We start from the raw sequence: 21,310 nt of genomic DNA, 5'->3' as shown, positions 1-21,310 counted from the left end.
CGAAACGTATGGCTGCAAGTATGACTGCTTATCCATTTTTTATAACTGCAATATAAGTGACAGTGAAAACAACTCTAAACGAAATTTTTGGGCAATGCTGCGCAAGTGGGTAAGTCCTTTTATCGTTGAGACAGTTGATTTGCTCAAACGCTTATATTGCGGTTTTTTTGTCTTTTCTCTAAGTGAATGATTAGGAATAAAAAGAGATCTCCCTTCTTCAAAATCTTTTCGAATAATCCGTTGAAATACTGATATAAATGTGATTATTTTCTTTTTTGTCACGATTTACAAAGGATTTTGATTATTTTTTATAAAACAGGACGAATCTTGTCTTTTTTAGAGTAGCTGTTGTCGTGTCCGCTACTCAGAGCCATGTGATAATACAGACATAAGGAATGAGGACAACAAGAGTATTACAAATAAGTCTGAAGTAGTTGTCAGTTGACAGCTTTTTTGCATTGGGAAGAATGAGACTGTGTTCATTCACTTAGATAGAAAGAAGGAAAAAATAATGAGAAGATCGAAGAAGCAAGAAATCGTATCACGTATTCTTGTCAGTTCCTCTGTATTTATATTAGGCAGCCCGATTTTTATGCAAGCACTTGTTAGTATTCCTGCATCAGCTGAATCAATTAGCACTACATCATCAGAAGAAACAACAAATAGTTCAGCACCAGAAGAAACAATGCTTACTGCGGATGAGATGTTGCCTGAACAGCAGAAAGTAGAAGAAGTCGACGAGGAAACTGTAGGAACAGAGTCAGAAGCAATAGAAGCTGAAGAGCAAGCGACGACAGCAGAAGAATTTGCGGCAACTAAAACGGAATCTGAAGAAGAGTTAGAGAAAAACAGTTCAGAAGCGACGACAGACAATACAGAAGCAACTGAAGAAAAGATGGTAGCTCTTGCAGACAATATCCTTTGGAGTGGGATGTGGGGGACTGCTCCAGCAACCCTCGATATTGAGGGGGTGCTAACTGTAGGAGCAGGTACACTTACTACAACGGTAGATCAAGTGATTCCAATAGCAGAAGTTTCATCAAACATGACTATTCGAAAAGTAGTTCTCACTGCTCCTGTTGTTCTTCCAGCAGATGTTCCTGGACTATTTGAAAGCACTGGCCATTATGGAAAAGTGCCTTCAGAGTTGGATGAAATCGTAAATCTACATTTGCTTGATACAAGTCAAGCCACAACAATGAACAGCATGTTTTATGGCTTTAGAGGGACGAGTTTGGATCTATCGAATTTTGACAGCAGCGGTGTAATCAATGCCTTGGGAGCTGGAATGAATCAATTTCTAGCAAATGTGCGCTATCTAAAGGAAATTCGTCTAGGAGAAAAATTCAGCTTTGTCGGCTGGAACAATTGGCCAGGTAATGAGTACCCAGTTAATTTGACAAATCCAAGTGGAATGATTGGATTCAGTTCAAGCTATTATACTGGTTATTGGCAAAATGTGGGAGCGGGAACAGTCGATGCTCCCTATGGTGATCAAGTATTCCTGTCTAAGGATCTGGTAATGAATTATGATGGAGCGACCATGGCTGATACCTATGTGTGGCAGCCAAGATATATTGAAGGAGCGCCAATCACAGTAAATTATATCGATGAAAACGGGAATGAATTATTGCCTCCAAATATAATGACTGGTGGCAATATAGGTGATTCTTATACGATTGTTCCGGAAGACATCGCAGGTTACACATTAAAAGAAGTACATGGTGACGAGTCAGGAATCATAAAAACGACTCCTCAAACGGTCACGTATGTTTACACCCCTAAAATAGAAACGACAGAGGAAAGTAAAATAGTCGCAAGGATAATCCATTATTTGTATGAGGACGGATCAGAAGCCGCGCCGGATCATGTGGATACAATCGAATTTATACGAACAGTCACCATTAATGAAGCTACTGGAGATAAGACCTATGGTGAGTGGAAGCCCCGAAACGATGATTCTATGTTTGAAGGAGTAAAAAGTCCGGAAATCGAAAATTATTCAGCGGATACAGACTATGTTGAAGAAGTCATTGATGTGTCACCAGAAGAGGAATACCACGATATCGTAGTCATGTATACACCAAGATTGGAAGCTATTACAGAAACAAAAGAAGTGACTCAAACCATCCATTATGTGTATGAAGACGGCACAGAAGCAGTCCCAGACAAACGGGACACAGTCACCTTCACCCGTAATGGCATGAAAAATTTAGCTACGGGAGAATTAACGTACGATGACTGGCAAGCCAAAGATGACGACACAACCTTTGATGAAGTAATTAGTCCAGAAATTGATAACTATATCGCAGATAGCGAGAAAATTGAAACAGTCACTGGTTTAACAGCAGATGATAAGGATTCAGAAATTACGGTCACTTACAGTGCCAAAACGACTACCACCACAGAAACAATAGATGTGCACCAAACGATCCACTATGTGTATGAAGACGGCACAGAAGCTGCTCCTGACAATGTAGATACAGTGACCTTCGAACGGACAGTGACCACCAATGAAGCCACTGGTGATAAGACCTATGGCGAGTGGGAAGCCAAAGACGATGATACAACCTTTGATGCAGTGGTCAGTCCAGAAATAACCAACTACACGCCAGATAAAACAGGTGTGCCAGAAATGGTTGACTTGACAGCAGAGTCAAAAGACAGCGAAGTGACGGTTATCTACAAGGCAAACATGGTGGAAACAACTGAGACTAAAGAAGTGAAACAAACCATCCACTATGTTTATGAAGATGGTACAGAAGCTGCACCTGACAATGTGGATACAGTGACCTTCGAACGAACAGTTACCACCAATGAAGCCACAGGGGATAAGACCTATGGCGAGTGGGAAGCCAAAGACAATGACACAACCTTTGATAAAGTAGCTAGTCCAGAAATTGAGCACTACACTGCAGACAAGACAATTGTCGAAGAAATCACTGGTTTAACTGAGGAGTCAAAAGACAGCGAAGTAACAGTTACTTACAGGGCAAACATGGTGGAATCAACCGAGACCAAAGAAGTGCACCAAACCATCCATTATCTGTATGAAGACGGCACAGAAGCCGCACCTGACAATGTGGATACAGTGACCTTCGAACGAACAGTGACCACGAATGAAGCCACAGGAGACAAGACCTATGGCGAGTGGGAAGCTAAAGACAATGACACCACTTTTGATGAAGTAGCTAGTCCAGAAATTGAGCATTACACTGCAGACAAGACCACTGTCGAAGAAGTTTCTGGTTTAACTGAGGATTCGAAAGACAATGAAGTAACAGTTACTTACAAACCAAAAATGGAAACTACCACTGAATCAAAAGAAGTGAATTTAACTGTGCACTATGTGTTTAGCGATGGTTCAAAAGCAGCCGATGATTATGTAGACACAGTAACTTTCACTCGGAATGCCACCAAAAATCTAGCAACCGATGTGACCACTTATGATGAGTGGACAGCGACAAATAACGACACAACTTTTGATGAAGTGAACAGTCCGGTGATTACAATGTATACGCCGGATAAGACAAGCATGGAAGAAGTCACGAGTATCACCGCCGATTCGAAAAATATTGAAGTGACTGTTACCTATAAACAAAACCCGATGGCTTCGGTAGAGATGAAAGAAGTCAAACGTGTGATCCATTATGTCTATGAAGATGGCACAGCAGCCGCGGTAGACAAGGTGGACAAGGTAACTTTCACTCGAACAGTCGTCCAAGACTTCGAAAACGATAAAGTGACCTACGGTGACTGGCTGCCAAAAGACAATGACACTATTTTTGATGCGGTAACTAGTCCAGAAATTGAGCACTACACTGCAGATAAGGCAACTGTCGAAGAAGTCACTGGTTTAACAGCAGAGTCAAAAGACAGCGAAGTAACGGTTACGTACACACCAAATATGGTGGAATCAACTGAGACTAAAGAAGTAAAACGAACCATCCATTATCTGTATGAAGATGGTACAGAAGCTGTACCAGACAAGGTGGATACAGTCACCTTTACACGTACAGTGACCACCAATGAAGCAACGAATGATAAGACATATGGTGAATGGGAAGCCAAAGATAACGACACAACTTTTGATGCAGTGGACAGTCCAACCATTGATAAGTACCATGCTGACAAAGACAAAGTTGAAGAAGTCACTGGTTTAACTGCAGAGTCAAAAGATAGCGAAGTAACAGTTACGTACACACCAAATATGGTGGAATCAACTGAGACCAAAGAAGTCAACCAAACCATCCATTATGTCTATGAAGATGGTACAGAAGCCGCACCAGACAAAGTGGATACGGTGAGCTTCACCCGTACAGCCACCACCAATGAAGCCACAGGAGACAAGACCTATGGTGAGTGGCAAGCCAAAGACAATGATACAACCTTTGACGAAGTAACTAGTCCAGAAATTAAGAACTACACTGCAGACAAGACAACCGTCGAAGAAGTCACTGGCTTAACAGCGGAGGATAAAGATTCAGAAGTGACGGTTACGTATAAGAAAAAGACGAAGCTAGCAACAGAATCAAGTGCCACATCGGGTGATCCAACAAAAGCAGACAATAACAAGATGCCAACAATAAAAACACAAGCGAAAGCTTCCAGAAGTGTAACAACTAAAAAAACTCTCCCACAGACTGGAGAAGAAACGAATTCAATGGTTCTTTATAGTGGGGCAGCGTTGGTCGTTGCAGCCATACTGGATATTTTTATTAAGCGCTCGAGTCGTAAAACGAAGGAATAAGGATTAAACAGAAGAATTCATTTACAGAAAGTAGCAAAGAGCTATCACAAATCTATCCAGAAGACTACGGGAACTTTTTTCAAGATATGAAAGTTCCTGTAGTCTTTACTTACTAGTCGCGAATTTGCTGGCTAACCATCAGACGTTCATAGTTACCGAGAAGTTTATTGAAAGGATGAACAACTTGCGCTGAAAGAACATGAGTGTTTTTTGAATCTGACCATCAATAGAATGAATATCGGAGAAAACACCTCAGTATGAAGATCTTCTAAAAGCTGATGGCAAAGGAATGAGGCGGTCCCTATTTATTCCTAAAATTGATCTATAAAATCTTCTAATCTAACAGGGCTATGTTACAGAGCTGTATGCAGGAATAGCTCATAATTATCAGACGATTTTTTCGATTGAAGGAAAAAAGAGTCAGAATGAATACCAATCACTTTGGATAAAGTAAAGATTCGTAGTCAAGATTTTATCTTCTTGAATCGTGAATTTATGCTTTCTTTACCGGATAATAGATTTATGAAGAGCGATTGATTTTTATAAATGTGACACAAATATTTTTTGTTGCATCAAAACTGTCACTTCATTGATCGATTTATGGGCAATAATAAATAGGTGAAAAAATATGGATGAAGTTTGCTTTGCAGAATTCGAAAAATGATCCCGTATCATCATTAAATTGGATGACGAATCAGAGTATTGTTCATAAGTCCAAGCTTGAAACGTGATTGTGCAATAAAACAGCTTTATCCAACCATATGGAGGACAGAGGATGACATCACTGGAAAAGAGAATGCAATTTATTGTGGAGGCAGATAAGCTTAAATCAATCCTTCGCCAATCAACGCTCATTTGCAATCGGGAACAACGAGAAAACGATGCGGAACACACGTGGCACTTAACGTTATGCGCGATCCTACTTTCAGAATATGTTTCAAGTAAAGAACCTGTGGATGTATTACGTGTGCTAAAAATGTTGATTATCCATGATATGGTGGAGATAGAAGCGGGAGATACTTATTGTTATGATGAAGTTGGCTATCAAGATAAAGAACAACGAGAAAGAGAAGCAGCTACAAATTTATTTTCAACGTTACCGAAAGAGCAGTACGATGAGTTTATGACTTTATGGGAAGAATTTGAAGAAATGGATACAGTGGAGGCCAAATATGCTTCAGCGATAGACAGATTACAACCAGTCTTACAAATATACTACTGTGACGGCAACACGTGGTTAGAAAACGGCATTGATATTGAGCGTGAATTAAAAAGAAACGAAGTAATAAAAGAAATTGTGCCGGAAGTTTGGGAATATGTTGAGACGCTTGTAGAAGATGCCACAAACAAAGGCTGGCTAAAGCGTTAGTAAAAGAATTTTTAAGTTTAATTTTAACAGCTTACTATGCGTTTAGCCATCAATCAGACAATCCATTAGGGTGAAGATTTATTTGAACAAATCTTCAAGATGGTCAGAAACGTAATCGTTACCTTTATTTTGTTTCTCGATAACAATGTTTTTGGAGAATCAAGTAACAGGTCAACTAATAGTAGATGTCATATATTAGTGAATAGAAGTGTCCAAAAAACATGATTTTCTGGACACTTTTTATAAAGATACCTATTTTGGGCTAGACTGGTTACTTCGTTTATCCAATGTTTTCTGGACTTCGGAATTACTGCGGCATGCTTAAATGAATGTATAAGGTATAAACTTGTTTATCATTTGAATAAGTTCTTCTGGTTTTTCTTTTTGACCCGTATTTATCCACTCTTGGAGGATGCCTAAAAAAGCATTACTAAAAAAGATGACTAAATAATGTTTTTCAATTTCATTCTTCAAGGTTAGATTGATATGTGGAAGAACATTTTTTGTTGCGTTCTGTTGGAGTACTTTTTTTACTTGATCTTGTATTTCCACAGATCCTTTATTTGAAATGAGTAGTCCTAGCAGTTGACCTTCATTTAAAAAAAAGTAAAGTAATTTCACCATTGTTTCTTCCATTGAAAGTTTTTCTTTTACATTTTCCTCTATCAAATGATTGACTTGTTTCATTAGCTCCAGTTGATATTTTTCTACTAAATCGTATTTATCCATATAATGAAGATAGAAACCGCTGCGACTGATTTCTGCTTTCTCACATATATCTTTGACTGTCACATGATCAAAATGTTTGCTTTTTAGCAACTCAATCATCGCGTTTAGAATCCGCTCTTTTGTTCGATAGAAACGAATATCTTTCTTTTTCATGTGTCCACCTCATAAATGATCATTTCTTATTATCTGTCTATTAACTCTGGTTTTGCTTGCTGATTTGCAAAAATAAATTATACTACAAAGAGTAAAAGATAATAAACACCATGTCTACTAAAAAGGAGAAGTTGATGATGGGCAAAGTGATTGCAACAATGTCGAGTGCAACAAAATCTTTTGATAAACAAAAGGTATTAGATAATATAAATCTTGAACTACAAGCTGGAAAAATCGTTGGAATAATAGGTCCAAGTGGAGCTGGGAAATCAACGGCGATAAAATGTTTAATGGGGATGGAGAAGTTAGATCAAGGATCTGCTGATATATTTGATACGAAGATGCCAAATCGAAAAATTTTAAAGAGAATTGGCTACATGGGCCAAAATGATGCGCTCTATGGCGATCTATCTGGAAAAGAAAATTTAGTCTTTTTTGGCAGTTTGATGGGGTTAACTGGCACTGCTCTTGATCGTGCTATTGAGAAGAATATGCAACTAGTTGATTTATTGGATTTTCTAAATAAGCCAGTGAAAACTTATTCTGGAGGTATGAAAAGACGACTTTCTTTAGCGATTACTTTACTCTCTAATCCGGATCTGCTTGTATTAGATGAGCCGACAGTAGGTATTGATCCTAGCTTACGCGTAGCTATTTGGGAGCAATTAAGAGAGCTCGCAAATAATAATAAAGGAATTATCGTGACAACCCATGTCATGGATGAAGCGGAAAAGTGTGACTATGTTGGTCTTATCATTGAAGGAAAACTATTTGCTTTCGGCTCACCAAAAGAGTTAGAAGAGCAATTTAAAGTAACAAGTATTGAAGAAGTCTTTTTGAAAGCTGAGGTGAATGCAAAATGATTCGATTTCAAGCGATAGTGATACGTGTGATCAAAGAATTGATTCGAGATAAACGTACGTTAGCATTAATGCTGATTGCACCGATCATTGTTTTAAGCTTAATGAATATTGTCTTTGATTCAAATTCTGAGACCCATGTGAAAATTGGTTTTGATCAGACGGTTCCTTCGACACTCGTTGATCAGTTCTCCTCAGATGAAGTGAAAGTTGAACATTACACTACAAATCGGAACTATAAAGAGAAAATATTGAATGAGAATTTAGATGCATTCGTAACATTGGATCAGTCTACTTTTCACATAATTTATGCAAATGATGAACCAACCAATACAGCCAAAGTAAAAAGTCTAGTTCAGAATGTGCTGACAGCAAATAAGGTCAAAGAACTCAGTATGAATGTCCAAAAATTAGCAGCAGAAACAGGGCAAAAAGTAACCATAGAAGATTTTTCAGTGAAAAATTCTTATATTTATGGTGGAGCAAACAATTCCTTTTTTGACCAAATATTTCCTATTTTGATTGGCTTTTTTGTTTTCTTTTTTGTATTTTTAGTTTCTGGTATTGCCTTGCTGAGAGAACGTACCAGTGGGACTTTGGAAAGATTGCTAGCTACACCGGTCAAGCGTAGTGAAATTGTTATGGGATACTTAGTAGGGTATGGTATTTTTGCAATCATTCAGACCTTGATTATTGTTTTTTTCTCCATTTATGTCCTAGATCTTCAGATTGTTGGCAGTTTGTGGTGGGTCATTGGAACAAATATTCTGATTGCATTGACGGCACTAGTCATTGGGATCTTTGTTTCAACATTTGCTAGTTCAGAATTTCAAATGGTCCAATTTATTCCATTAGTTGTCATTCCGCAAGTATTCTTTTCCGGGTTAATCGCCTTAGATAGTATGGCTAGCTGGGTAAGATATATATCATATATATTTCCATTGAGCTATGCGGGGAATGCATTGACTACTATCATGATCAAAGGGCAAGGCTGGAAAGAAATCTCCTTTGACTTAGGTATATTAATTCTGTTTATTCTTGTGTTTACATTTTTGAATATTATCGGATTAAAGAGGTATAGAAAAGTTTAAACAACTTGCTTGTCTCCGCAGCCCTTTATCGATTTATGCAAAAACGACTCAGTACTATTGAGTCGTTTTTGTTTGGCTATTAATTGATTAAATTCCGAAAATTTCCACAGGTCAAATTTATCTGCGTAAACTCGTTCTTCCCAAAAATACATACAGAAAAAATATGACTGCTTAGTAATATTCCTGTAATCGCTGCTTGTAAATGGTATGGCTGTTAAAATCATACCTAAAAGCAATAAGATTAAAAAAGCTAAAATAGACCGACAATCGTTCTTATACAGTTAGCGCAAAGGATAAGAATTGATTTTTTTCAATGGTAAGATAAAAATATCCGCTATAATATCCACAAAAATAAAGATAAAAAGACAATATCTTTGTTATTAAACGAAGTCGGGTTTTCTCCTATAGTTAGGGAATATAAGGTGATTTGTGATGTAAAGGGTAGTGAAACAGCAACTAGTAATTACATAAAGGGAACTAGATATAAACTTTTTACTCACTAATAAAAACCTCTCTATTCATAAAATCCTTTTTTGAAAGAATCTAATAGTGGCGGGATAGGTGTAAATAGTCAGAGTATCTCAAAAAAAATAACATACGATAATTAGTGATGCTCGATGCTAAAAGTATCTTAAAAGGGACAAAAAACTGTTAAGTTTTTGACCCTTCTTTCGTCATATTTAGGAAAACTATTCTATAGTTACTCTTTCATTGTACGCTCATCTGGTACGATATTTTCTTTGAGTAGCCATTTATGGAAGAACCATTCTGCTAAACCGATCAAAACAGCAGGAATCAGGACCATCATCCATAAGTCAGTTGTATAATTCATTGAAGTCAGATATAGCCAGAGAATAAGCGCTGACGCACCAGCATCTGCGATTGTTGCCGCAATATTGCCGATTTTTCTTAAGATAACTAAATCCCCTAGGACGTAGATCATGACTACAATTATTACTCCAACGATCGTAGAGTCCATAAAACTGACATCATAGATTCCCGTTAAAGTAATCCACAAAATAGCCCAAATAAATAGTGCTTTTACAACCAAAGCCTTTAGATGTTTCATTTCATACACTCCTTTTTTGTTTTTATTTCAATAGCAAGACTATCGTGTTAGGACAACCCTCTAATTCAAGGCTACCATTAGTAGATAGAGGCGTCAAAATTAATGCACCGACGACTTTATCTAGTAGAAGTCAAAAATGAGAGAAGCAATGAGCTGGTGTTTTAGGTGAAGTTCAGGTAAGGTTGTTTTTAGTAATGACACTCCGGGATAAACCTTTTGAGTACGGAAAAAGGTAGTCCCATTGACAGAGTCGAGAGGAAGATAATGGTGAAAAAAATTTATTTTCTATGTACTGGCAATTCTTGTCGCAGCCAAATGGCTGAAGGGTATGGACATAAATTTCTGTCTAAGTCAGATTTTGAAATTCGTAGTGCTGGGATTGAAACCCATGGATTAAATCCGAAAGCTGTACAAGTAATGGCAGAAGATGGCATTGATATCTCTAACCAGACGTCTGATTTGATTGATAAAGAATATTTTGAGAATGCAGACTTGATTATTACCCTTTGTGGAGACGCAAAAGATAAATGTCCTGCTATTCCTAAAGAAGCTGCTCATATTCACTGGGACTTGGAAGATCCTGCGCAAGTGACTGGATCGGAAGAAGAGAGAATGGCAGCATTCAGAAAAGCTAGAAACTTGATCAAAGAAAACATCTCTAAAATAAAATAATTTATCTCTTTTTGTATTGCCCGTATAAGTGCCTGGTGAGTGTCTGGAAATGACTGATTTCTGGAGGCTCTATTTGTTTTGAGAACATCCATATATATAACTGGTTTAAAATAAAACATTAGATAAAAAAGATAGATAGCAACCATCTACTTTTTTGACACAACTTGATTAACACAAGCTTACATTACAAGCCTCATAGCGGAGACATAACTTCATGTATTACTAGGAAGAGATCTTCTATTCCAGAGATATTTTTTACATCGTTTTTGTTAATTAATATGGATTTAAACGTGTCCCATTTACGGGACACTTTAGGATATTTAGGCAAAAGCATGTAACAATGAGTAAATATAGAGTGAGGTTTAATGATGGAGGGAAATATGAGTAAACATGCAGTAGTGTATTGTGTTACAGGCAAGCATATTCAACTAACAGCAGTATCAGTGACATCAGTGATCAACAACTATAAAGGAGCACATCTAGATATACTGATTATCGTGCAAGACGTTACGGAAAAAGATATGGTCACAATAAAACAAATTCCTGTTGCTTTACAAAAAGAGAATGTAATTATCCATTTTTGGAATCCCCCTGAAGAAATAAAAGAAATCAAAAATTATCAAAATAACAGATTTCCAGAAGTGACTCTTTGGCGGCTTTTCGTGCCAGCTTATTTTTCTTCATATAAGAAAATTTTGTACTTAGATAACGATACGATTGTTTATGAGGATGTTGAAAAGTTATTTCCCTTAGTTCCACAAGAAAAATCAATCGCTGCAATTAGAGATTTCTACTTTTCCGCAATTAGCGATGATCAAGATTATGGAAAACAGTTCGGCGTAGCGACAATGAAAAATTACGTTAATTCAGGCGTTATCCTTTTTAACGTTGAAACATATAACAATCTGATCACCACGAATAAAATTTTAGAAATGATCAATGAGAATAAATACCAATATTTGGACCAAACGATTCTAAATATCTTGTGTGAAGAGAATATGACATTCTTGCCTTATGAATACAATTATCAAAAGGATGATCATTGGTTATTTGATTGGGCGCAGCACAAGAATGAACGGGTCGCGAATCTGATAATAGCGGCTAGAGAAAACGTGAAAATCAGGCATTTTGTTGAATTCGAAAAACATTCAATGCCTTGGGAACATGTAACGGTTCAGGATCAATGGGAAAAAGACTTTTGGGAATACTTGTATATGGTAAAAAAATCAATGCGTCTCTAAAATAAAAATGATTAAGAATAGAAGCTACCAAGTAATTTACCTTTAAAAATTTTTTGATGTTATTGAAGTTTTGAACGAGTTAGGTAAAAAACAATCATTGTCAATGTTCGTTTTAATAAAGATAAAGCTACGAGGTAACCTAAATACAAAACCCGATCCTAATTAGATTAGAATCGAGTGCTTTGATACTTTACTAAATTTGAGAACTTAGTCGAAGAGGCGGGAATCCGTCCATGCTACTAAGTGTTATAGTTGCCAAACTTCTATCTCCTGAAAAGATAACTAAGCTAATTCTTTACAAAAATTGTCTTCCCAGAATAGCAACTAATAAAAGGGAGACAGCAAAAGTAAGATAATAGACACCTAATTTTTTCTCATTCTCATATGCTGATACATATAATTCTAAAGGAAAGAAGTAAAACTTCAATGGATTATCTGGATGCTCTTCTAGATAGTCATTCCAAAACCGTTTTCGCTCTTCCAAACTAGGTTGCGTCAAGATAAACACAGAAATTAAACCAAAAGTAAAAGATGCTAGCAAAAACACTAGGAGTGTATTTTTCGAGAGTAATGTGACAATCAGCATCGCTGTCACTCCTATGAGTGTACCGACTAAAGAAGTCATTTGAAGAGTATGCTTGAAGGTACTATTAAGGTATAACTGTTGATAGTTATATATTTTTATTTGTCGATATTTTAAATCTTTCTTTGTTAACTCTGGAAATTTTTCCTTTATTATTTTTTTTCGCTTAAAGTTCAACTTGTGTTGCACGACAGCAAATTTCATTATCATAATCAAACTAATAATCGTAATAATTAGTACAATCATAGGGAAAATATCTATCATGAACTGAATTTGATTACCTCTATATTCATATAGATGTTAAATGTAACAAATGTTAATTAAATAAACATCAGTCTATAATAAGTTCTTGTTTTGTTAGCTCTAATTATTGTTCAATTAAAAATATAATCAGTGGATTTTGAAATAGAAGAGGTCAAAAATCAAATATTTTCTTTTTTTATTCCGTTTATTTCTGCTTTCACAACTCATTTGAATGTGTTCGCTGAGATAGTAGTGGGAGACCAATGGAGTATATGCTGCTGAATATAAATGGAATTAAAAATAATTCATTCTCCCCGTTATGGATATTGATAAGATATCAAATAATCAGTGTTCTCATTAATAGAGACCTATCTAGGGCGATTAGATCAATTATCACTTGCTTTATTTTGGATAGGACGAAAGATAAATAATACATAACGACACCTCTTCTCATATTTATAAGTATGAGAGGGGTGTCGTTATTGTTATAAGCAGAAAAGCTGTTCAAATTCCGCCTAAATTTAGGGCGTTCAGAATTGTTTTTTTGATAACTGTAGTATTTCCGGAAACCATATCTTTAAAAGAAACAGCAATGCCTTGTTTTTTTATTTCTTCGCTTAGATAGTTTGAATCCATATCATTAAAAATAAGTAAATCTGCAGCAGGAATATCATTACTTGAAATATCATAACTAATAAATTGAGTCTCAATTTCTGCTGGTAAGAGTGACTTGATTTTTTCTTGAAATAATTTTGCTTGTCTAAAGTTCATTGTTGTGCTGTAACCGAATGGTGCCATACCCCGAACATTGATAGAAAAAATCCAACAGATTTTTTTCATTGTTAAAGCTCCTTTTTAAAAAGTGTATCATCTAATAAAGGGTAACTCAATAAATTTTCAAATTCATCCTTTTATTTTTAGATTTGACGAGTGAGTTTTCTTGGGTGTCTGATCTATCAAATGAGAAACGTGTTCTATTTCTTTAGCAGATAATCAATTAGTAGTAGCTATTATGTCCTTTCAAGCTATCTCAAAAGCAAAAAGGATAGCGTACTAAAAAGACGACATTATTTATATCAAAGGGATCAGAAGATGTCGTTTTCCAGCGAGTTGAGAATGGTATACTAGTTTTCGCCATCAATCGAATAATGATGGCCAAATGTTAGTAGTCTAAAAACATAATGTTTGCACAATAGAACTACCTATTCCGATACGATTTCTAAAAGAATTTCTTTCATAGAGAATCATAAAAAACAGGAACAACTTGACACTATCGAAAATCTATCATTTTTCTAGCATATTTGATAGTAAGTTGATGAGAACTATTGAAATAGAATTTATAGTTTAGATAGAGGAACAGAAGGCAAAAACTCTTATTTATACTGGTAAAAGCAATTGGATAACGAGTTATACAATGAGAAATATAGTCCATCTGTTCGTGTATACGGAAAGAATCAGGATAGCTACTTTTTTACGTAATTGTTTACGTGATCGCTAGAGTAGCTATTTTTTTATAGTAACTAGGAGTAAAATTTTTTTAGGTAGTTGATATTGCTTTAGCAAAAATTTATTAATGAAAAGTAATTTATTGAAAAAGAGTTATCTAGGAGGAAAGATAATGAAGAAAAAAGGCTTATTAAAAGGATCCAAATGGTTAGCTTTAGGCATCTTGGTTTTGGGAGCGCTGCAGATAGGGATCAATAATAGTTTTGCAGCTGAGTCTGAAGCTAAGGTTATTACAGAGCACGTCCTGCTTGATTCCTTATCGACATCAGAGCAAGAGGGTCTTATTGCTGAGGAACCAAGTGTTACGATAGTGCATGATGAAGAAACCTTTAAGTTGGTTTACAAAGAAAAAGAAGAAACAGCGACTACCGAATCAACTGCAGATTCGACAACAGATACGCATGCTAAGGAAGATAAAGTGCCACTTGCTTCAAGTTCTGAATCAACCGCTACATCAGATTCGACGTTGTTGAGCACAAATCAAGAAAATATTGCAGGAATGAAGGAGAATCAAAAACTTCCAAAAACCGGAGAAAAGAGCCAAAATAAAGGATTTATCATTTTAGGTATTGTCTTTCTTTTAGCAGGAGGAGTGCTGCTGATCTGGAAACGAAAACAAAGGAAACAACTATTGCTGTTGATTGTTATTGGTGGTGCAGGAATTTCTATCGTATCCCAAGCAGCAACTTTGGGCTTGCCAGAATCAAAAATTGAGACAGTAGCGAAAGGAAGTAACTATCAACCCAGGACGGAAGTTAATGGGTATGAATATGTTGGCTATGTTCATTCTACAGAAAATAGCGATGTTCCACCCATTCCAGAAGGAAAAGAAGGTTCAGTTATTGTCCATTATGTCGACGAAGCACAAGAAAAAGTTCATGAAGATTTGTTATTGACTGGCAAGATAGGTGATTCTTACAGCGTAGATGCAATTCAAATTCCGGGAATGTCTGTTAAAGAGGTAATAGGAAATCCATCAGGAGTTTTTGAAGAACAAAAAAAGGAAGTTACTTTCATTTACGAGAATGAAAAACAAATAGGTCATGTAACAATTGACTTCACCAATATAACTAGCCAGCTCGGAAGGTATTATTATGTGTATTCTGATGAGAATGATCTTTCTTCAGAAATTCATGTAAAGGCAGAAGGTTTCCTGTTCTTGGATACTGGATATCGTATCCCCAAGGACGGAAAACTTGAATTAACAGGGGAAGTTGGTGCACCAATTAGTGTTCCCGCAGGATTAGAATTGGACGGTACGTCTCATCCTTTGGCACTTATTTATCATGACTCAGAAGGTCAAGAGAAAACAGCTGTCATTCGGTATACGAGTGCCTATATAAATGGTGTTGCTCCGTCCAAATTTACGGCAGAGAATCAAACAATCACTTTCAATATGAGCGTTCCAAACTAAAGATAACACAACGAAACACATTGAGAAAATGCTTTCTAGTTTAAGGCTCGCAAGAAAAGGGGTTTGAAGCTTAGGGGAGATCTCTAAGCTTTTTTGTATTGTCATGAAAAAGATTATTCAAAAAAAGGCAGTCTCCTCCTATAAAGGATGAGTATCTAACTTTTGGCTGAGGATAGCGAACTGTCCGATTCACCTTCTGAAAAGAAAAATCTTTTTTGAAGAAGGTGATGTGAGCGGTGGGTATGCTTCTGTTTTCAAAAGACAGCAACAAACTGAAAAAAGTATTTGACTTTTTTTCAGTTTGCGTATAAAGTAATAAACAACTTAATGAAACAGACATCGAAAAGAAGAGTAGCAAGGTTTCTTCGTTTTAAGAGAGTCTCTGGCTGGTGAGAAGAGACAACAAGGACTTGTGAACCACATCTTGGAGTCGTTTTTCTGAATCGAGTAGGAAAGACCGGGAGTGCCCGTTATAGCAGCAGTCATTGTTTGATGACTTTCTGAGATCAGTTGTTGTGAAGCACTGATAAACAAAGGTGGAACCGCGTTGATAACGTCCTTTAGCTGTAATGGCTAAAGGACTTTTTTTATTTAATGGCGGTATCAGCAAATCCATCAACTGACTGCATGAGGTTTTTTCTGTGAAGGAAAAACAAATTGAGGTGGAACCACGTATTAAACGTCCTCTGGCATTAGGCCGGAGGACGTTTTTTGTTGGGCGCCTTTCATTTTAATGATTTTAATCAAGTGGAAACACGGCAAGATGGTGCTTAGTCATTTTAAACCAAGCAAGCTGTCATTGCCGCAAAATCAAGGAGGAAAAAAGAAATGATCGATTATTTAGTAAGTGTGATGCCACAACTGCTTTCCGGGGCAGGGATCACAATCAAATTGTTTGGATTAACGTTAATAGGATCGATTCCATTAGGGATCATCTTGGCTTTTATTCTTGCTAGTCGACTACGGATCTTGAAAGCAATCGTGCAAGTGTATGTCTGGCTGATGCGAGGAACGCCTTTACTGTTACAACTGATCTTTGTGTTTTATGGTCTGCCGATTCTGAACATAGTCTTTGATCGGTTTGAAGCAGCACTGATTGCCTTTATTATCAATTATGCCGCTTATTTTGCCGAGATTTTTCGGGGCGGGATCCAATCAATCCCTGCAGGGCAATACGAAGCAGCAAAAGTTCTGCGCCTAGCCCCTTTACAGACGATTCGCAAGATTATCATTCCGCAAGTAGTCAAGATCACGCTTCCTTCAGTAGGGAACGAAGTGATCAATTTAGTAAAAGATACGTCGCTTGTCTATATTTTAGGTTTGTCGGATGTTATGCGTATCGGTAAAATCGCAATGGAACGAGATAGCACGTTGGTACCATTACTGGGCGTTGCGCTGATTTACTTAATGATGACTGGTATTTTTACACTGATTTTGAAACAGTTAGAAACAAAACTCGATTATTACCGTTAGGAGGCGTAGGAACATGTTAGAACTGAAACAAGTATCAAAAGCATTTGGCGACAAGCAGGTCATCGATCGCTTAGACCTGACAATTGAAGAAGGTAGCATCCTAGCGGTAGTCGGACCTTCTGGCGGCGGGAAAACAACCCTGCTGCGTACCCTGGCTGGGCTGGAGACCATCGATTCAGGAATTTTTTTACTAGATGGACAACCATTTGATCCTACGGATACGAAAGAACAAGAACAAGTAGTCGGTGTCGTTTTTCAAGACTTTCAGCTATTTCCGCATTTGTCGGTATTCGATAACATCGCACTGGCACCAAAAATGGTATTGAAACAAGACAAAGCTAGCTATACCGAAAAAGCTGTTGCTCTGGCTAAACAGTTGGGATTATCTGAACTTTTAACGCAATATCCTTACCAACTTTCAGGAGGGCAACGCCAACGGGTAGCGATTGCGCGGGCGATGGCGATGGATCCGAAAGTATTGGCGTATGATGAACCTACGAGTGCATTAGATCCAGGTCTGCGCCAGCAAGTCGAAAAACTGATCTTAGATTTGAAAAAAGAGGGCGTTACTCAGATCGTGGTTACCCATGATCTGGTTTTTGCAAAAAATATTGCCGATCAATTATTAGAAGTTGAAGGGAACTAAGGAGGAAGAAAAATGAAAAAAATTAGATTAACGTTGTTAGCCGGAGCCAGCTTATTGCTTTTTGCCGCATGTGGCAACAGTAGCGAGAAAGCAGAAAGTGCTGCAGACAAAGAGGAAGTCATCGTTGGGTTGGACGATACCTTTGTACCGATGGGCTTTCAAGATGACCAAGGGGACATCGTTGGTTTCGATGTTGACCTAGCAAAAGCCGTTTTTGATTTAACAGGAACCAAAGTCAAATTCCAAGCAATCGACTGGTCGATGAAAGAAACAGAATTAGATAATGGTACCATCGATATGATTTGGAATGGCTACACAAAAACAGAAGCCCGGGAAAAGAAAGTATTATTCAGCGATACTTATATGGAAAACAAGCAGGTTCTAGTAACTGCCAAAGACAGCAACATCACTTCATTTGATGCCATGAAAGACAAAGTGCTAGGGGCGCAAGAAGGATCCTCTGGTTATGATACCTTCAACAATCAACCAGAAGTATTGAAAGACATTGTCGCCGATAATGAAGCAACTTTATATGCTAGTTTCAACGAAGCGTTTATCGATTTGGAAAATGGTCGGATCGATGGTCTTTTGATCGATCGGGTCTATGCGGAGTACTATTTGACTCAGACGAAAAAAGCGGACGACTACAATGTTATTGAAAGTCCCTTCAAAGCCGAAAACTTTGCAGTAGGAGTACGAAAAGACGATCAAGCATTGGCGGATAAAATCAATGAGGGATTAAAGAAACTGCAAGAAAATGGCACATTTGCTGAGATTTCCGAAAAATGGTTTGGAGAAGATGTTTCTCCTGAATAAATGAAAAACGATTGACGGCGACATAAGCCACAACAAAAACGATCACAGAAGCTACCTGGCATGAAGCTATGAATGAATAGGTGCAAGGTAGCTTTACTGTAGTCTTACTAAAGAGATTTTTAAGAAGCATTTCTTGTCTTTTCTCCTTTAGATCGTCTTTGTTTGATGGATTTATGGAGCGGTCTTTTTTTCATTAGTGGGATCTTTTATTTCTAGTAGTAAACTTTCTGACAGGAAAACTTTTGTTCGCCTTCTTTTTTCGTTATAATAGGTAGAGACGAAAAGAGGGATAAGAATGGCGCAAAAAAAACGCGCGAAGAAACGCAAAACAAAAAAACAACAAAAACAACAAGAGAAACTGATTCTAGTCGGCATCGGCTTGCTTTTCATCTTGTTTTCGATCTTTGGTTTTTTCCACTTAGGCTTTTTAGGAACGCTGATCGCTAACGGCTTTCGTATCATTGGAGGCAATACGTATCAAGTGCTTTGTCTCGCATTGGCCGTTTACGGAGGTTGGTTGGCAATCAAGACCACAGAAGCTCGTTTTACGAGTTTACGTCGAGTGATTGGCTGTGTGCTGATCTATTTGGGGATCTTGGTGATCCTGCATGCGCATTTATTCAACAATGTCATGAATGAATCGCCGAATGTCTTGCAGACGACTTGGTCGACATTGCTGGATGATATTCGCCGCAGTCAAGTTTCACAAAATGTGGGAGGAGGCATGGTCGGCGCATTCTTCTATCGCGGAACCTATTTCCTTGTATCCCAGATCGGCAGTTACATTCTAGCTGTCTTAATGATCATGATCGGTGGCTTTTTGTTCAGTAAGATGAGCAGTCACGAGTTGTTGGAGCATCTGCAGCATGCTGGTGAAAAGGTTCAGCAATGGTTGGAAGGATCACCTGAAAAACAAGCAGCTCGCGAAGAACGAAAAGCGCAAAAAGCTGCTGAAAAAGCAGCGAAAAAAGAGGCAGAGCGTTCTGCTGTTTTGGCTGAGATCAAAGAAAAGAATCAAGTCCGTCCCTTCACGGAAGAAGAGCGAGCAGCCCAAACAGAACCAGATTTGTCGGAAATCGAACCAGAGCAGTTAAGTTTTGTGCCAATCGATCATTTTCAAGAATTGCCAAAAACACCGCCAGCTGCATCATCCTCTCCGGCTTCGGCACAGGAGAAAAAAGAAAGTGTTGAAGAAATGGAAGATGATGGCGAAGTATTGGAATTTGAAATTTCCGAAGAAGCAGAAAATCGCGACTATGAGTTGCCGTCCGCTGAATTGTTGGACTCGATCCCTGCAACCGATCAAAGCAGCGAGTACAAAAAAATCGAACAAAACATTGGTGTTTTAGAAAAGACTTTCCAAAGCTTTGGCGTCGATGCCAAGGTGGTAAAAGCTAGTTTAGGACCAGCAGTAACTAAATTTGAAGTACAGCCAGCAGTCGGAGTCAAAGTCAGCAAAATCGTTGGCTTAACAGATGACATCGCACTGGCGCTAGCTGCTAAAGATGTACGGATGGAAGCACCGATTCCTGGGAAATCACTGATTGGGATCGAGGTGCCTAACAGTGCTGTCAGCATGGTTTCCTTCCGAGAGGTGATTGAAGCACAGCCGGATCATCCCGATAAGTTGTTAGAAGTCCCTTTGGGTAGAGATATTTCTGGCCGTGTCCAAACGGCCGATCTAACGAAAATGCCTCATTTACTGATTGCAGGATCTACTGGTAGTGGGAAATCCGTTGCAATCAACGGTATCATCACAAGTATTTTGATGCGGGCAAAACCCCACGAAGTCAAATTGATGATGATCGATCCGAAAATGGTTGAATTGAATGTCTATAATGGCATTCCTCATCTATTGACTCCGGTAGTGACGAACCCCCGGAAAGCAGCGCAAGCGTTGCAAAAAGTGGTTAAAGAGATGGAAGAACGGTATGAGAAGTTCGCTGCGACAGGTGTTAGAAATATCACAGGGTACAATGAACTAGTGATCAATAAAAATTTAGAAGATGGTGAAAACCGGCCAATCTTGCCATTCATCGTCGTCATTGTTGATGAATTGGCTGACTTGATGATGGTCGCAAGTAATGAAGTAGAAGATGCGATCATTCGTCTAGCTCAAATGGCGCGGGCTGCAGGGATCCATATGATCCTAGCGACACAACGTCCTAGTGTGGATGTCATCACAGGGATCATCAAAGCCAACGTACCTTCAAGAATGGCGTTCGCCGTTTCCAGTGGGGTCGATTCCCGGACTATCATTGACAGCAACGGTGCGGAAAAGCTTCTTGGACGAGGCGATATGTTGTATTTGCCTATGGGTGAGAATAAACCAATCCGGGTGCAAGGAGCCTTTATCTCAGACCACGAAGTAGAACGGGTCGTGTCGTTTGTTACCGAGCAGCAGGGAGCGAATTACGAAGAGAAAATGATGGTTACCGAAGAAGATACGGTAAGTACCAGTAGTGGCCAACCACAGGATGAACTATTTGATGATGCCAAAGCATTGGTGATCGAAATGCAGACGGCAAGTGTCTCTTTATTACAACGCCGCTTTCGGATTGGCTACAATCGGGCAGCCCGTCTTGTTGACGAATTGGAAGACCAAGGTGTCGTGGGTCCTTCAGAAGGCAGTAAGCCTCGGAAGGTGCTGATCGAAGCAGCAGCCGAAGAAGTGCCGGGTTTTGACGAGTAACGT

The 21,310-nt window shown here is 38.1% G+C and carries 15 protein-coding genes and 1 other annotated feature; of the genes, 11 read left to right on the top strand and 4 right to left on the bottom strand.

Translation table 11 applies throughout. The features are described 5' to 3' along the window. Window positions 1–511: 511 nt before the first annotated feature. A complete protein-coding gene (locus EG2_RS01420; protein ID WP_060813191.1) occupies window positions 512–4,750 on the top strand; it encodes a mucin-binding protein in 4,239 nt (1,412 codons plus the stop codon). Window positions 4,751–5,525: 775 nt separating this feature from the next. Further along, the gene (locus EG2_RS01415; RefSeq protein ID WP_060813190.1) at window positions 5,526–6,119 is read left to right on the top strand and encodes an HD domain-containing protein; all 594 of its coding nucleotides are present in this window, start codon (window positions 5,526–5,528) and stop codon (window positions 6,117–6,119) included. Between the two features lie 321 nt (window positions 6,120–6,440). Here EG2_RS01415 and EG2_RS01410 read toward each other — a convergent pair whose 3' ends face one another. After that, entirely contained in the window at window positions 6,441–7,001 is a 561-nt protein-coding gene (locus EG2_RS01410; protein WP_060813189.1) for a TetR/AcrR family transcriptional regulator, read from the bottom strand. Window positions 7,002–7,138: 137 nt separating this feature from the next. Here EG2_RS01410 and EG2_RS01405 point away from each other — a divergent pair, with 137 nt between their 5' ends. Both EG2_RS01405 and EG2_RS01400 read left to right on the top strand, forming a co-directional pair. Further along, window positions 7,139–7,864, top strand: coding sequence for an ABC transporter ATP-binding protein (locus tag EG2_RS01405; protein ID WP_060813188.1), 726 nt, complete (start codon window positions 7,139–7,141; stop codon window positions 7,862–7,864). Further along, complete coding sequence (locus EG2_RS01400) at window positions 7,861–8,952, top strand: ABC transporter permease (RefSeq protein ID WP_060813187.1); 1,092 nt, start codon at window positions 7,861–7,863, stop codon at window positions 8,950–8,952. Before EG2_RS01405 ends, EG2_RS01400 begins: the two co-directional genes overlap by 4 nt. Before the next feature lie 700 nt (window positions 8,953–9,652). Here EG2_RS01400 and EG2_RS01395 read toward each other — a convergent pair. Next, window positions 9,653–10,021: a DUF2512 family protein gene (locus EG2_RS01395; RefSeq protein ID WP_060813186.1), complete on the bottom strand. Its 369-nt coding sequence runs from the start codon at window positions 10,019–10,021 to the stop codon at window positions 9,653–9,655. Between the two features lie 267 nt (window positions 10,022–10,288). On the opposite strand from EG2_RS01395, the gene arsC reads away from it, so the two are divergent. Together arsC and EG2_RS01385 are read left to right on the top strand one after the other, a co-directional pair. After that, window positions 10,289–10,693 carry an arsenate reductase (thioredoxin) gene (arsC, locus tag EG2_RS01390; protein WP_060813185.1) on the top strand — a complete coding sequence of 135 codons (405 nt, stop codon included), beginning with the start codon at window positions 10,289–10,291 and terminating at the stop codon, window positions 10,691–10,693. A 380-nt stretch (window positions 10,694–11,073) separates the two neighbouring features. After that, window positions 11,074–11,934: a glycosyltransferase family 8 protein gene (locus EG2_RS01385; protein ID WP_060813184.1), complete on the top strand. Its 861-nt coding sequence runs from the start codon at window positions 11,074–11,076 to the stop codon at window positions 11,932–11,934. Between the two features lie 295 nt (window positions 11,935–12,229). On the opposite strand, the gene EG2_RS01380 is transcribed toward EG2_RS01385, so the two are convergent. Continuing rightward, window positions 12,230–12,520, bottom strand: a complete 291-nt coding sequence (locus tag EG2_RS01380) for a hypothetical protein (RefSeq protein WP_060813183.1) — start codon at window positions 12,518–12,520, stop codon at window positions 12,230–12,232. Between the two features lie 744 nt (window positions 12,521–13,264). Further along, complete coding sequence (locus EG2_RS01375) at window positions 13,265–13,600, bottom strand: hypothetical protein (protein ID WP_060813182.1); 336 nt, start codon at window positions 13,598–13,600, stop codon at window positions 13,265–13,267. Window positions 13,601–14,378: 778 nt separating this feature from the next. Here EG2_RS01375 and EG2_RS01370 point away from each other — a divergent pair. From EG2_RS01370 to EG2_RS01350, 5 genes are all read left to right on the top strand, one after another. Continuing rightward, window positions 14,379–15,680, top strand: a complete 1,302-nt coding sequence (locus EG2_RS01370; RefSeq protein WP_060813181.1) for a MucBP domain-containing protein — start codon at window positions 14,379–14,381, stop codon at window positions 15,678–15,680. Window positions 15,681–16,010: 330 nt separating this feature from the next. Next, window positions 16,011–16,244: a binding site (T-box leader), on the top strand. A 264-nt stretch (window positions 16,245–16,508) separates the two neighbouring features. After that, a complete protein-coding gene (locus tag EG2_RS01365; protein WP_060813180.1) occupies window positions 16,509–17,153 on the top strand; it encodes an amino acid ABC transporter permease in 645 nt (214 codons plus the stop codon). A 13-nt stretch (window positions 17,154–17,166) separates the two neighbouring features. Then, window positions 17,167–17,799 (top strand): amino acid ABC transporter ATP-binding protein, encoded by a 633-nt coding sequence (locus EG2_RS01360; RefSeq protein WP_060813179.1) that lies wholly within the window; start codon window positions 17,167–17,169, stop codon window positions 17,797–17,799. A 12-nt stretch (window positions 17,800–17,811) separates the two neighbouring features. Beyond that, a complete protein-coding gene (locus tag EG2_RS01355; RefSeq protein WP_060813178.1) occupies window positions 17,812–18,615 on the top strand; it encodes an amino acid ABC transporter substrate-binding protein in 804 nt (267 codons plus the stop codon). A gap of 295 nt (window positions 18,616–18,910) precedes the next feature. Then, window positions 18,911–21,307 carry a DNA translocase FtsK gene (locus EG2_RS01350; RefSeq protein WP_060813177.1) on the top strand — a complete coding sequence of 799 codons (2,397 nt, stop codon included), beginning with the start codon at window positions 18,911–18,913 and terminating at the stop codon, window positions 21,305–21,307. The last annotated feature ends 3 nt before the right edge of the window (window positions 21,308–21,310 follow it).

Origin of the sequence: Enterococcus gallinarum NBRC 100675, from assembly GCF_001544275.1 — a bacterium.
In the GTDB taxonomy this organism is placed as follows: Bacteria; Bacillota; Bacilli; order Lactobacillales; family Enterococcaceae; genus Enterococcus_D; species Enterococcus_D gallinarum.
Note: the sequence above shows the minus strand (reverse complement) of the source record. Positions and strands in the feature narration are given on the sequence as shown.

Excerpts from the sequence above, each read along its gene's own strand:
- EG2_RS01375 (WP_060813182.1), bottom strand. The coding sequence starts at position 13,600 with ATGAAAAAAATCTGTTGGATTTTTTCTATCAATGTTCGGGGTATGGCA.
- EG2_RS01395 (WP_060813186.1), bottom strand. The coding sequence starts at position 10,021 with ATGAAACATCTAAAGGCTTTGGTTGTAAAAGCACTATTTATTTGGGCT.
- EG2_RS01370 (WP_060813181.1), top strand. The coding sequence starts at position 14,379 with ATGAAGAAAAAAGGCTTATTAAAAGGATCCAAATGGTTAGCTTTAGGC.
- EG2_RS01420 (WP_060813191.1), top strand. The coding sequence starts at position 512 with ATGAGAAGATCGAAGAAGCAAGAAATCGTATCACGTATTCTTGTCAGT.
- EG2_RS01410 (WP_060813189.1), bottom strand. The coding sequence starts at position 7,001 with ATGAAAAAGAAAGATATTCGTTTCTATCGAACAAAAGAGCGGATTCTA.
- EG2_RS01385 (WP_060813184.1), top strand. The coding sequence starts at position 11,074 with ATGAGTAAACATGCAGTAGTGTATTGTGTTACAGGCAAGCATATTCAA.
- EG2_RS01380 (WP_060813183.1), bottom strand. The coding sequence starts at position 12,520 with ATGCTGATTGTCACATTACTCTCGAAAAATACACTCCTAGTGTTTTTG.
- EG2_RS01405 (WP_060813188.1), top strand. The coding sequence starts at position 7,139 with ATGGGCAAAGTGATTGCAACAATGTCGAGTGCAACAAAATCTTTTGAT.
- EG2_RS01350 (WP_060813177.1), top strand. The coding sequence starts at position 18,911 with ATGGCGCAAAAAAAACGCGCGAAGAAACGCAAAACAAAAAAACAACAA.
- EG2_RS01355 (WP_060813178.1), top strand. The coding sequence starts at position 17,812 with ATGAAAAAAATTAGATTAACGTTGTTAGCCGGAGCCAGCTTATTGCTT.
- EG2_RS01400 (WP_060813187.1), top strand. The coding sequence starts at position 7,861 with ATGATTCGATTTCAAGCGATAGTGATACGTGTGATCAAAGAATTGATT.
- EG2_RS01360 (WP_060813179.1), top strand. The coding sequence starts at position 17,167 with ATGTTAGAACTGAAACAAGTATCAAAAGCATTTGGCGACAAGCAGGTC.
- EG2_RS01365 (WP_060813180.1), top strand. The coding sequence starts at position 16,509 with ATGATCGATTATTTAGTAAGTGTGATGCCACAACTGCTTTCCGGGGCA.
- EG2_RS01415 (WP_060813190.1), top strand. The coding sequence starts at position 5,526 with ATGACATCACTGGAAAAGAGAATGCAATTTATTGTGGAGGCAGATAAG.